The sequence below is a fragment of the Roseateles terrae genome (assembly GCF_014192155.1).
Lineage (GTDB): Bacteria > Pseudomonadota > Gammaproteobacteria > Burkholderiales > Burkholderiaceae_C > Roseateles > Roseateles terrae.
Map to the genome: position 1 here is coordinate 34,777 of NZ_JACHXO010000002.1, position 11,405 is coordinate 46,181.

16 protein-coding genes are annotated in these 11,405 nt (G+C 63.1%); 5 read left to right on the top strand and 11 right to left on the bottom strand.

From position 1 onward, the window contains the following. Positions 1–5 precede the first annotated feature (5 nt). Together FHS28_RS06425 and FHS28_RS06430 are read right to left on the bottom strand one after the other, a co-directional pair. Positions 6–182 carry a YgaP family membrane protein gene (locus FHS28_RS06425; protein WP_088449811.1) on the bottom strand — a complete coding sequence of 59 codons (177 nt, stop codon included), beginning with the start codon at positions 180–182 and terminating at the stop codon, positions 6–8. Between the two features lie 112 nt (positions 183–294). Further along, the gene (locus tag FHS28_RS06430) at positions 295–1,722 is read right to left on the bottom strand and encodes an ATP-binding protein (RefSeq protein WP_088449812.1); all 1,428 of its coding nucleotides are present in this window, start codon (positions 1,720–1,722) and stop codon (positions 295–297) included. A 291-nt stretch (positions 1,723–2,013) separates the two neighbouring features. Here FHS28_RS06430 and FHS28_RS06435 point away from each other — a divergent pair, with 291 nt between their 5' ends. Both FHS28_RS06435 and FHS28_RS06440 read left to right on the top strand, forming a co-directional pair. Beyond that, positions 2,014–2,646, top strand: coding sequence for a hypothetical protein (locus FHS28_RS06435; RefSeq protein WP_088449813.1), 633 nt, complete (start codon positions 2,014–2,016; stop codon positions 2,644–2,646). Between the two features lie 463 nt (positions 2,647–3,109). Beyond that, on the top strand, positions 3,110–4,735 hold the full coding sequence (locus tag FHS28_RS06440) for a methyl-accepting chemotaxis protein (RefSeq protein WP_310736750.1): 1,626 nt from the start codon (positions 3,110–3,112) through the stop codon (positions 4,733–4,735). A gap of 511 nt (positions 4,736–5,246) precedes the next feature. Here the strand turns inward: FHS28_RS06440 and FHS28_RS06445 are convergent. Then, entirely contained in the window at positions 5,247–5,432 is a 186-nt protein-coding gene (locus FHS28_RS06445; protein WP_088449814.1) for a hypothetical protein, read from the bottom strand. Positions 5,433–5,768: 336 nt separating this feature from the next. Between FHS28_RS06445 and FHS28_RS06450 the strand changes: the two genes are divergently transcribed. The 3 genes from FHS28_RS06450 to FHS28_RS06460 are packed head-to-tail and all read left to right on the top strand — an operon-like array spanning position 5,769 to position 7,676. Further along, positions 5,769–5,942, top strand: a complete 174-nt coding sequence (locus FHS28_RS06450; RefSeq protein WP_088449815.1) for a type II toxin-antitoxin system HicA family toxin — start codon at positions 5,769–5,771, stop codon at positions 5,940–5,942. Positions 5,943–6,002: 60 nt separating this feature from the next. After that, complete coding sequence (locus FHS28_RS06455) at positions 6,003–6,434, top strand: type II toxin-antitoxin system HicB family antitoxin (protein WP_088449816.1); 432 nt, start codon at positions 6,003–6,005, stop codon at positions 6,432–6,434. Positions 6,435–6,491: 57 nt separating this feature from the next. Then, positions 6,492–7,676: an acyltransferase family protein gene (locus tag FHS28_RS06460; protein WP_088449817.1), complete on the top strand. Its 1,185-nt coding sequence runs from the start codon at positions 6,492–6,494 to the stop codon at positions 7,674–7,676. A gap of 159 nt (positions 7,677–7,835) precedes the next feature. Here FHS28_RS06460 and FHS28_RS06465 read toward each other — a convergent pair whose 3' ends face one another. The 8 genes from FHS28_RS06465 to FHS28_RS06500 all read right to left on the bottom strand — a co-directional run bounded on the left by FHS28_RS06465 (position 7,836) and on the right by FHS28_RS06500 (position 11,405). After that, positions 7,836–9,035, bottom strand: coding sequence for a helix-turn-helix domain-containing protein (locus FHS28_RS06465; protein ID WP_184294295.1), 1,200 nt, complete (start codon positions 9,033–9,035; stop codon positions 7,836–7,838). Next, positions 9,017–9,202, bottom strand: a complete 186-nt coding sequence (locus tag FHS28_RS06470; protein ID WP_088449819.1) for a hypothetical protein — start codon at positions 9,200–9,202, stop codon at positions 9,017–9,019. Before FHS28_RS06470 ends, FHS28_RS06465 begins: the two co-directional genes overlap by 19 nt. An 87-nt stretch (positions 9,203–9,289) precedes the next feature. Further along, positions 9,290–9,640, bottom strand: a complete 351-nt coding sequence (locus FHS28_RS06475) for a hypothetical protein (protein WP_184294297.1) — start codon at positions 9,638–9,640, stop codon at positions 9,290–9,292. After that, positions 9,637–9,969 (bottom strand): DUF7220 family protein, encoded by a 333-nt coding sequence (locus FHS28_RS06480; RefSeq protein WP_221193797.1) that lies wholly within the window; start codon positions 9,967–9,969, stop codon positions 9,637–9,639. Before FHS28_RS06480 ends, FHS28_RS06475 begins: the two co-directional genes overlap by 4 nt. Then, positions 9,966–10,409, bottom strand: coding sequence for a dATP/dGTP diphosphohydrolase domain-containing protein (locus FHS28_RS06485; RefSeq protein WP_184294299.1), 444 nt, complete (start codon positions 10,407–10,409; stop codon positions 9,966–9,968). Before FHS28_RS06485 ends, FHS28_RS06480 begins: the two co-directional genes overlap by 4 nt. Next, positions 10,406–10,912: a glycoside hydrolase family protein gene (locus FHS28_RS06490; RefSeq protein ID WP_088449821.1), complete on the bottom strand. Its 507-nt coding sequence runs from the start codon at positions 10,910–10,912 to the stop codon at positions 10,406–10,408. Before FHS28_RS06490 ends, FHS28_RS06485 begins: the two co-directional genes overlap by 4 nt. Then, positions 10,909–11,166, bottom strand: coding sequence for a G protein-coupled receptor family protein (locus FHS28_RS06495; RefSeq protein ID WP_088449822.1), 258 nt, complete (start codon positions 11,164–11,166; stop codon positions 10,909–10,911). The genes FHS28_RS06490 and FHS28_RS06495 overlap by 4 nt, the downstream gene beginning before the upstream one ends. Next, on the bottom strand, positions 11,163–11,405 hold the full coding sequence (locus FHS28_RS06500) for a hypothetical protein (protein WP_088449823.1): 243 nt from the start codon (positions 11,403–11,405) through the stop codon (positions 11,163–11,165). Before FHS28_RS06500 ends, FHS28_RS06495 begins: the two co-directional genes overlap by 4 nt.

Genomic DNA, 11,405 nt, shown 5'->3' on the forward strand with positions numbered 1-11,405 from the left:
GCTCCTCAAGCCTTGCGACGCAGCACGGTGTAGAGGGGGCAATATCCCGCCAGCCCGGTCAGCAGCGGGACCAGCCCGATGAAGCCCCAAGGGCCGATCCAGCCCAGCCCCGCGGCCAGAATCAGTGCAGTGCCTGCGCCGACGCGCAGCAGCCGTTCGGTGGTACCCACGTTCATCGACATCGCCGTCTCCTGGAACGTCCCGACTTGAGGACGGACTCAGCGTAGGCGCTTCAGCAGGACGATGGATTGCGCTGCATCAAGTTTTGCAGCGGCGGGCGTCTGATCTGCGGGATCAACGACCAGCGGCGGGCAGCTGCACAAAGAACTCAGCCCCGCGTCCAGGCCCGGCGCTGGTGGCCCAGACTTCGCCGCCGTGCACCTCGACCAGGTTCTTCACCAGCGCCAGGCCAATGCCCAGGCCCGACTGCTGCGAGCGCCCGGCCGGCGCCTGCACAAACGGCTCGAAGACGGTGCTGAGCATGTCGTGTTCGATACCGGCGCCTTGATCGGTCACCGCCACCGTGTGGAAGGGCCCGGAGCGCATCGCCGCCATGGTCACCACGCCGCCCTCCGGGCTGAACTTGATGGCATTGGTCAGCAGGTTGCCAAACACCTGAATGAGCCGGCCGGCATCGCCGACGACTTCCATGGGCTTCTCTGGCCAATGCAGGTTGACCTGCACGCGCTTCTGACGGCTCAGTTCGTCGCAGGATTCCACCGCGGATTCCATCAACTCGCACAGATCCACCTGGGCCTTGGTGATGTCCAGCAGATGCGCCCGGATGCGGGTCAGGTCCATCAGGTCACCCACCAGACGGGTCATCTGCTGCGTCTGGCGACGCATCGCGCCAAGCGCTCGCAGCGAGGGATCGGTCAGTCCCGGCTGCCGCTCGAGCACATGAATGCCGGAGCTCATGGTGGCGATCGGATTGCGAAGTTCATGAGCGACCGTCGCAAGCAGCTGGTCCTTGAGGCGGTCATTGGCTTCCAGGGCCCGCTCATGCCGGTCGACTTCGGTGACATCACGGGTCACGCCCAGCACCGACTTCACCGCGCCCGTTTCGCGATCGAATTCGGGCACCAGACGGGTGGCGAAGATCTGAGCGTCAAACTCAAATTTGAGGGACACCGGCCGCGCCTGTTCAAAGACCTGGGCGAGCGAGGCATGCCACTGCTCACAGAGCGCCTGTGGCATGCCTAGCTCCGCATTCGTCTTGCCGATGAATGCCGACGTGGCCTTGCCGGTCAGTCGTTCAATGGCACCACTGACAAACAGGTGGCGGAACTCCCGGTCAAAGCGGGTGAGGATGTCGGGGGAGTTGTTGGTGATCTCCCGCAGGTCGCTTTCCCGCTGGGCGGCCACCTGCCTCGAGCGGGCGAGCAGATGCAGGATCAGACAGTCCACCACCAGGATGGAGCTGAAGAACACCAGCGCGATCAGGTCGCCCTGGGCCAGATGCAGAAAGGCGCTCGGGTCGTGAGGGAAGAACGAAATGTAGGCCGCCAGCACGCTGAGCGCAGCGCACAGCAAGCCCGGGCCGATGCCAAAGAGATAGGCGGCCAGCATGACCACCGGAAAGAAGGTGAGGAAGGGAAAGCCCTGCGCCGGCAGCACGCCAGTCAATGCCACCCGCGCGCCCCAGCCCACGGCCCATAGGCCAATGCCCGCGACATAACCGAGCCAGGGGTGCAATCTCGCGGAACCGGCGGGTGCAATCATCAAATGTGTGAGGATTGATTTTTCTGCATCGGTGAGGATGATAAATACGCTGTAAGACAACGCTTCAGAGTTGCGTCAGTGAAAACGGCGACTCGACAGAGGGCAAGCGTTGGGCCTGCAACAGATGGGCATCACGTCCGTATTGCTCCGGCTGGGGTCCGCCTCACCGTCTCACCGTCTCACCGTCTCAGATTTTCGCGGGTCCCGAACACGGTCAGGAACCGATGGTCGATCGGGGGCCAACAGGGAACAGTCGGGGTCCAAGTGTCTGACATCGCTGGGGGACGACTGATGAGCCTCGAAGAAGCCGAAAACTCCATGTCGTTTCGCGCGCGAAACGCAATGGTGACCTACTGGCAGAAGGTCGTCGGCATTGCGACCGGGTTGAGCGTGATTGTGGGCGTCGCCATCTCGGTGAGTCATCTGGCTGCACTGGTAGAGGACAACAAACGCGCCAGCACCACCAATCGGTTGCAGGCGCTTCAGCAGATCCAGAGCATCCTGCGAGAAGACGATGAGATCCGCAGCCACGCCAGACAATTCCTGCGAGACAGCGCGCCGGTCATTCAACCCAATGTGGACGCACTGATCCGGACGGCCGGTACCGGCGAGGATTTTTATCTAAGCCCCGCGATGAAGGATTTCGCCATCGTGCACCACCATTACGAGCAACTGGGCGCGCTGGTGAAGCTGGGCTATATCGACTTCCCGCTGGTGTTCGAGGTCATCCCGTTTCCGGATGGATACATGCACACGGTGCAGCCCATTCGCGACGCGCTGACCCTGCATTGGCGAGGCATCGGCCAACGACCACTGCGCGGCTTCGGGTCCAACATCGACTATTTGCAGGCGTGTTTTGAGTACAGCCGAGCGCATCCCGCTGCGCCACCGCAGTGCCCGGATCAGACGCCGTTGACTCACTGAGCCCCAACGAAAAACCCCGGTCAGCCATCGCAAGACGATGAGTGACCGGGGTCTGTATTTGGTAGGCGCAATTGGATTCGAACCAACTCAAAGTAGCTGACTGGCGTAGCCATGGGCACCCGGCGCTCGCAACGGTGGCCATAGACGCCCGTTAGCTCACTGCTACTTCCCACGGAACTTCCCATGAGGTCGAGCGTTACCGATCTTCCGGAAGGAGGGTTGGAGTTATCGCTCAACACTTCGTATTCTTTGTTCTGAATTGGCCGCTCTGCGGTTTCGATCTAGTGAAGCTGGCATGGCGAATGTGTCCGCGTGGCCGCGTAGGGGATGTGGCGACACGCAAGCGCTAGTCCTAGGATGCACCAGAACGCAGTCACGCCCAGTCTGCCACCGTGAAAGTTCGGGCACGACATCACGTCTAGACGCCAAACGTGCAATCGAAGGCTGGTGTTGCGGACCAAGCGTGACTATCATTTTTGTCCAGTTAGTGACCGTTTTGATCATTTATGTCTGGGGAGGCGGTATGAGTTTGACAAATCTGAAGATGCGGACCAAGCTTGCGTTGGCGTTCGGAGCGCTCACCGCGCTTTTGATACTTATCGCGCTTATCGCGTGGAACGGCCTGCGCCACTCCAATCAGATGTTTGATGCCTTTGCGGAAGGTATCACGCGGCGAGCGCATGTCGCCAGCTCTCTTCGCCACGCTGTGGACGCGCGGGCCATCGCCGCACGGAACCTGGTGTTGGTCTCGGGCGCGGAGGATGTGCGACTCGAGAAGCAGCGAGTGGAGAAGGCTCACGGTGATGCGGTGGAACAGCTCACGTTGCTAGCCGAGCTTTCGGCAGCGGAGGACGTTAGCCCTGAAGCCAGGACCCTGATCAAAGAAATCGATCGAGTAGAGCGCTTATATGCTCCGGTAGCTCTGGAAATCGTGCGCTTGGCACTGGCGGGTGAACGAGAAGTCGCCATCCGACAAATGAACGAAAAGTGCCGCCCCCTGTTGGCCGAACTGGTAAAGGCGAGTGAGGCCTATTCCGTCTACACCGAAAACCGCACCAAGGAGGTCATCTCCCTGGCCGAGCGGAGGATGAACCTCGACCTTACGATTTTTGGGGCGGTAGTAGCTGCCGGTTTGGTGTTTTCAGTCTGTGCTTGCCTTTTGATCATGAGGTCAGTGTTCCGTGCGCTAGGGGCAGAACCGGCTGAACTTGGAGAGGCTGCGGCTCAGGTGGCGACGGGCGACCTTACCTTGTTGGCGGGAGAGCGCGCGGCGCCGGCACGCAGCGTGCTGGCTTCGTTGGGACGAATGCGCTCTGATCTATCCAACATCGTGGGCGTGGTTCGCGAGTCTTCCGAGTCGATCGCCACGGGGTCGTCGCACATCGCCTCCGGCAGCGCAGACTTGAGTCAACGCACAGAGGAGCAAGCCAGCGCTCTTCAGCAGACCGCGGCGACCATGGAGGAGCTTGGAACGACAGTGCACCATAACGCAGCGAATGCTGTGCATGCGGATCAGGTTGCTCAGGGCGCTTCGCGTGCCGTGAGTGAAGCTGGCGCAGTGTTCGAGGATGTCGTCAAAACCATGCAGGAGATCGATGCTGGCTCCAAGCGGATTGCGGACATCACCAGCACCATCGACGGCATTGCATTCCAGACCAACATACTGGCCCTCAATGCGGCAGTGGAAGCCGCTCGTGCTGGTGAACAAGGTCGGGGCTTTGCGGTCGTCGCGAGCGAAGTGCGCGCGTTGGCACAACGAAGCGCGACTGCAGCAAAGGAGATCAAGTTATTGATCCAGGGAAGCGTCACGAACGTGGAAAAAGGTTCCGCGCTGGTTGACCGTGCGGAGGCTGCGATGCAGGGGGTGGTGGAAGCAATTCAGAACGTTACTTCGATTGTGGGCGAGATCAGCACATCCAGCAAAGAACAAGCGACTGGAGTCAGCCAAGTAGGCGATGCTGTCTCGCAAATGGACCAGGTCACCCAACAAAACGCGGCACTGGTCGAGGAATGCTCCGCAGCGGCAGAAAGCCTGCGCAACCAAGCGAACACCCTTGTGGAGGCTGTGAGCGTGTTTAAGGTGGCGTAACGCCGACGCCTAGCTAGGTGCGGCCCTGTGTAATACTGTATAAACATACAGCATGACCGGATCGCACATCTTCAGCGCCCAACCGCGTCCTTGCTGGACCTGCCATTGGTACTATGGGGTGACAAAGGGCGCTACTGCAATCTGCCTTGAGCCGAACTGCGCGCCCCAGCGCTCTTCACCCCAGCTCGGCTGCTCCTCCTGGACGTACGAGCCAAGCTGCGAGGGGATGCGTGACCCGCGCCCGCATGCTGAGGTTCACGTGACTAATGAATTGCGCCGAGAGGTGTCCCGGCTGCGGCGTCAGCCCTACCCCGGAGACTCCGGCACGACCCGGTGAATCAGTTGGGTTCTTTGGCCGCGTCGATCGCCTGTTGAAGCCACTCTCTCCCGGGGCGCTTGAGCTTGGCCCGCCGTTCTGCGCCGGACACGCGCAGGGACACCAACTGGCCGCGGTAGTCCGGATCAAGCCGGGCCGGCCTACCCCGGCGCTTGCGCTGCTCTATGACGCCGCTCATGCAAGCACAAAGGGAGTGCCGAACTTTGCCTCATGGGCTGCGAGGTAAGCGTCCAGGAAATCCTGATCGTTGTCCACGGTCCCGTGGATCTCCTCGCACAACCCGTCATCCATCAAATTGCGCGCGGCGTCCATTTGAATTTCGCGCCCGCCGAGTATGACTGTGCTGGCGGTGTCGCTCATCTTTTTCTCCCGTTGCCGACAGCACCGCGCTGCCGGTTGAACTAAGGTAATGCGCTAACTCAAGGGGCGCAAGCTGAATTAGCGTATTACGCCAAGTTGGGATGATCAATCGCCCCACCGCATACGGCCGAGGAAGAGTGGTAGCGGTAGGCCCTTCGCCCTCGGGGCCGTGGGCTTGAAGCTGATGCAGCGGACGGCTCCAGCGCCGCATCCACCATCGAAGGCCTGGAAGTGAACGCTTCGACCCTGGCCGATGGCTCAAGTAAACAAAAATGCTTGCGTTTATAATCAGTTTTGTTTATATTCTATTCATCGTCAACAACCCCGAAGGGGAGCATGAAGATCAGCGAATTCAAGCGCTGGCTTGAGTCGCAAGGGGTGGTAGTCACGCAGGGAACCAGGCACTGGAAGCTGAAGAAAGGCGACAGAGCAGCGGTCCTCCCCAGACACCCCGGCAAAGAGCTGAAGACGGGAACCCAGAAGGCAATCGTCAAACAGCTCGGTCTCTAAGTCACAGGCCCCGGGAAACCGGGGCCCCTTGATCGCATCTTCGAGGTCTCCTCATCACCAATGAAAAACCGCTTCAGCTTCCCGGCCAAGTTTGAGCCGGACGCCGACACCGGCGGGTACGTTGTCACCTTCCGCGACATCCCCGAAGCCATCACCCAGGGCGATTCCCTGGAGGATGCTCGGGCGATGGCGCTGGACGCGCTCGCCACTGCGATGGAGTTCTATCAGGAGGAGCAGCGCGCCGTGCCTGAACCCAGCGCACTTGAGCCGGGAGAGGAGCTGGTCACCCTGCCCGTCTCCATGCAAGCCAAGTTGCTGCTCCTGAATGAGATGGTGGCGCAGAAGATCCGGCCCGCGGATCTGGCCAGGGCAATGGGGATCAAGCCACAAGAGGTGACGCGCCTGCTTGACCTGGGTCACACCACGAAGATTGACGCCCTTGCGGCTGCATTCACGGCTATCGGCAGGACGCTGGCACTGCGGGTGGAATGACGGCCGGGGCCCAAACGACCGTCAGTGGCAGAATTTCCGCACAAAAGGAGACAAAGAATGTCCCAAGGGAGGATTGCGGCACTGGATGGCCTGCGCGGCATCGCGGCTGTGCTGGTGGTCTTACACCACCTACCGGTTTGGAGCCCCGAACTCAACTTCCAGGTACTGCGCAATGGCCACCTCATGGTGCCGGTCTTTTTCGTGCTGTCCGGGTTTGTCATCGCGCGGACCTATGGAAGCCAGATTCACAACGGCGCCGACCTGGTCAGGTTCCAGTGGAGACGTGTTGTCCGGCTCTACCCGGTGCATCTGGTCATGTTGCTGGCTTTCCTGCTAGTGGAGGTCGCCAAGTGGTGGGCGCAGGGTCAGGGAATCGTCAGCCCCAGCACCCGCGCCTTCCGAGAGAACTCGCCAACTGCGCTGCTGCAGCACCTGCTGCTGATTCAGTCTGTCGGCCCCACAGGCAACCCTCTCACCTTTAACGCACCGGCATGGTCGATAAGCGCCGAGCTGTGGACCTACCTAACTTTCGGAGCCGTCGTACTCTTCGTACAGCTGCACCGCGTCACCGCGTTTGCGTTGCTGGCAGTGGGCGCGGCTCTGATGGTGCTCCTGGCCCCCGAGAGCGGCTGGAATCCGATGGCGCGATGCTTTGCTGGATTCTTCCTGGGGGCGATGTTGGCCGAGGTCCGCCCTCGCCTCCCGCCGCCCGTTGCGCCTGCTGCGATGGCGGGCCTGATACTTGTCATGATGTTCAGCAGCGGTGAGGCCACGGCCGACCTACTCGCGGTGTCACTAGCCGGATTCACGGTGGCAGGATTGGCCGGCGATGCTCCAGTTGCACGCATTTTCAAAGCTAGGACCTTGCAGTGGCTTGGCTCTGTCTCCTACTCGCTCTACATGGGGCATGCGCTGGTAGTGTGGATCCTCAACCAGTTTGCAAGGCTAGTGCTGGGCGGGCCTGAGCTGATGGTTTCCGGGGCTAGCACGCCTCAACTCCCGTTGCCTGTCGCGTTGGTCGGCTGGGGGCTGGCGCTGGCCGGATCTTTGGGACTTGCTTCGCTGCTTCACCGGTACGTGGAGAAGCGCCCCCGTTCGACCTCCGCTCCGGTGGCTGCGGCTTCGACGCCGGAGGTTGACACGTCCCGGTACACCGATAGGGGAAGAATCAGTCACCCCACCGCATGCAGCCGACAAAAAGCGGGGGCGGCAGTCCCTTCGCCCGAGGTGCGGCAGGCTTGAAGCTGATGCATCGGAAGGCACCATCCCGGCGCTGGATCATCAAACTGAAGTGCGGGAACGGGCCCCATCGGCTACCGCGCACCGCCAGGTGACACGCGTGCCGCCGGCGCAGCCTCAGCCAAGCGCACAGGGCCCAGATGAGGCAGTTTGAGCGCATGGTCAGGCCACCTCGGCCAGCATCTCTGGGGTGACGGTGTACCGTCCCACCTCCCCGTGCTCGCTGTGCAGGAGGATGACCTTCATGTCACGCGGCGCCCGGTAGCCGCCCCAGGTCGCATAGGCATCCTTTGCGGCGAGGGTGCGGAACGACTCCACCGACACCCCCGGGTGATCCTTTTGGAGCGACTGGTGGTGCACATGGCCCATCCACCAGTACCGGTGGCGGGTCTGGCCCCAGTCCTCCGCCCGGTCGGTCGCCATCACGCCCGGCAGGCGCTCGGGCTTGATGCTGTGGCCGTGGTGTACGCCCACCAGCGTCAGCCCGTGGCGGATGTAGTGGCACGGCGCCGGCGCGGTGTCGATGATGACCCGCGGCTCGTTTTCGTAGATGTGGGCCAGACAGATGCTCAGCATCAGAGAGCCGGTGTCGTCGTGGTTCCCCACCGCGTTGATGACGCGCACCCGCTTGTGCTTCGTCAGGGCCGTCTCGATCATGGTCCGCATGATCCGAACGCCGGTGCGAGCCATCTTCGCGTACCGGCTGTCCATGTCCAGGCGGTGGCCGCTGCGGCTGGTGACGCCTTCCATGTTGTCGGCGTGGTACCAGTCGCCGAGGTTCACGATGGCGGCCTCTTCGCAGCCGGGAGCCATCTCGACCAGCCGGGCCATCGCCGTGCTGTGCATCTCTTCGGCGATCTTGAGGTCCCAGGCCTCGCCAGTCTCTTCTGGCCAGGACATCATGCCGATGTGTGCGTCCCCGATGGGGTAGCACGCCATGATCTTGCTGCTGTAGGCATCGTCATTGGCGGCCGGCTTGCGCGGCTTCACCCGCGGCAGCTCGGCCGCCATCGCCTCCAGGCCAGCGCGCAGCGCCTCTTGCTGTGCAACCTGCTCCGGCGACTGGCGCTCCCAGGTCCGCTCCACGGCCCCGTCCTTGGCGCGCTGGACAGTCACCTTCCCCATGAGGTAGCCCGGCGCCACGCCGCTGACGAAGTGGCCCGGGGCGTGGCCTCTGCGGGCCGCCCGCTTGCGTACTTGGTCGAAGGCGTTGCTGACGGCGCTCTTGCTGACGCCCAGAGCCTCAGCGGCTCGGCGCTGGCTGCCGTGCAGCGCGACCGCTTCCAGGACATCGCGCTCCCGTGCCGTCGCAAACTCGGCCAACTGGTCGAACTCGGCCGGCGTCATTGCTTGGGCTCCCATTCGCCGCAACCTTCGTCCGCATTGACGGCCGGGAACTCCGACACCGGCTCATCTTCGATCACGATGACCGTGGGCGGGTGGGCCCGGCAGTCGCCGTACTCGGCCACCGTGGCGCAGTCGGTCGGCGCCGGCCGATAGTGCTTGCAGTCGCTGCAGGTCTTGTCCATCACTTCTCCCTCAGGGCCGCGGCGCGGCATTCGCGATATTGGCCGGCCACCTGCTGCAGCTTCAGCACGAGACCTCCCATCGTGTCGTCATCTAGTGGCGTCAGAGGCGGGCAGGCCGCCACCACCTGCGACCGCTCCGGTGCCGGTGAGGGCTTCGTTGAGGTCGCGCAGCCCACCAGGAGTGAGGCGGCAGCCAGGATCGCTATAGACCGGTTCACGTCGGACCTCCCTCTCCAGGCGCTGCTGGATGGTTGTGTTTTGCACTCGGATGGATGAGATGGCCTTAGCCGTCGTCTCTCGCCCTTCCCGTGAGGCCGTTTCCACGGCGAGGGCGGCGCGGTCCTGCTCGGCGCGCTCCAGGCGTGCGCCATCCAGGCGCCCTACCCCGTACGCGGCGACGAAGGTCAGGGCCACGCCAAATGCGGCATAGGGGCTCATGAACCGCCCTCCCCGGCCAGCCGCCGCGACAGCGCGACCAGGTGCGCGTTAAACCATCGGCGGATCGCGTACTGGCGGACGATGGAGACCGCCGTGTAGATCCAGCCCATCCAGAAGTTCTGAGCGGCGCTCGGGTGCGCACCGATCAGCGGCAGGATCAGGAAGTTGGCGATGAAGTTGATCGCGAAGCCCACAGCGATGTTCACCCACGCCTCGGTGATGGCGCTGCGCGGCGACTGGCCGGGCCCGGGTGCACGGGTGTAGGCCCGCCACGTGAAAAGGGCCACGAACACGAAGCTGCCCAGCCCGCAGGCGATGAGGATACTCATGAGGCCTCCGGGTTGTCGGCGATGGTGAAGTGGCGCGGGCTTTTGTCCTTGAACAGGTCGCGGAGGTGCGCGATATGAGGCGTCAACTCCTCCACCAGCGCCCGGTATCCTGCGCCGTTGAAGTTGCGGTCATCCACCAGCTTCCCGGCCGTCTTGGCGTCCACCAGGATGGCAAGGCACGCCAGTGCGTTCGCGAGATGCGGAGAGCCGGAATCCGGCGCCACCTCCTCACCTTCGAACCAGGCGTCCAGATGCCGCTTGCACGCGTCCACGTAGATGGAAGCCCGCACACCGGCATCGCGCCAGTTCCCCCGCCCGTACTTAAGCGCCCCTTCGGCCAGGCCGACGCAGCCGTAGGCGGTGGCCGCCGGCGGCCATAGGTGCAGCGGGAGCTTGTTGGCGCCAATGGCGTCCTTCGGGTTGGTGGGCTTCTCGTTCATTGAGCCTCCATGCACTTGCGGTTGCGCTCCTGGGCCCGCAGCCACACACCGCGGCAGCCGCTGCCCGCGGCAGCGCAGTCACGGCCTGCGGCCTTGCGGCTGTCCAGGTTGAGGTAGGCCGCGCACGCATCCGCGTACCGGCCGGCGTTGATGTTCTGCACCACCTCACTGCGGCACGCGCCGGAGAACCCGCGCCAGTAGGCGAAGTCCACCAGGATGTCCCACTCCTCTTGACTGACCGGCGCCGTCACGCACGCACGCAGCTGCGGCTCACCCTTGGTGATGTGGGCGACGGAAAGCCGTATCGCCGCCGGTGGCGTGATGACCTCACCGGCTTGCACCGGCGTTCCGTCAGCGTGAAAGGTGGAGCCGAAGCCATAGGTCGGTCGGTCGCCCTGCACCGGTGGCTTGGCAACCGGCTCAAAGCCCTCATGACCGACGATCGCCGCGAAACCTGCTGCGCTAAGCGTCAGGGCCGCGGCAGCGATTCGGAGCTTGCTCATTCGTCAAGCTCCATGGAACCGGTTTCGGCGACCGGCTTGCGGCCCAACCGGCGCTTGAGCTTGACACCCCAGTCGGTTTCCTCCCGCCACCACTTGCGCAGGAGGTATGCCACCTGCAGCACTACCAGCACGCCGGACAGAACCGCGGACCAGTTGACCGAACTCCACCACGGAGCCGACACGATGGTCAACCCACCGGCCGGAGCGGTGCGAGTGGCCAGCTCCGTGGCGATGTCCTTGACTTCCTGCTTCATGCCGCCTCCACGCTGGGCTTTTCGTCCGGGTAGATGAGCTCCACTTCGGGGTAGAGCGGATAGCTGTCCGATGCGCACTTGCGAATCAGATCCTCATCCGCTGCCTGACTGGTGGTCAGGTTCCAGCCGCCCATCGGAGATCCTTCAGCGAAGGCAGCCGCGACCCAGGCATCAGGGCGGTTGGGGTAGCTCTTGGCGATCGCCGCCAGATCAGCACGTACAAAAATGGTGAGCTTCAT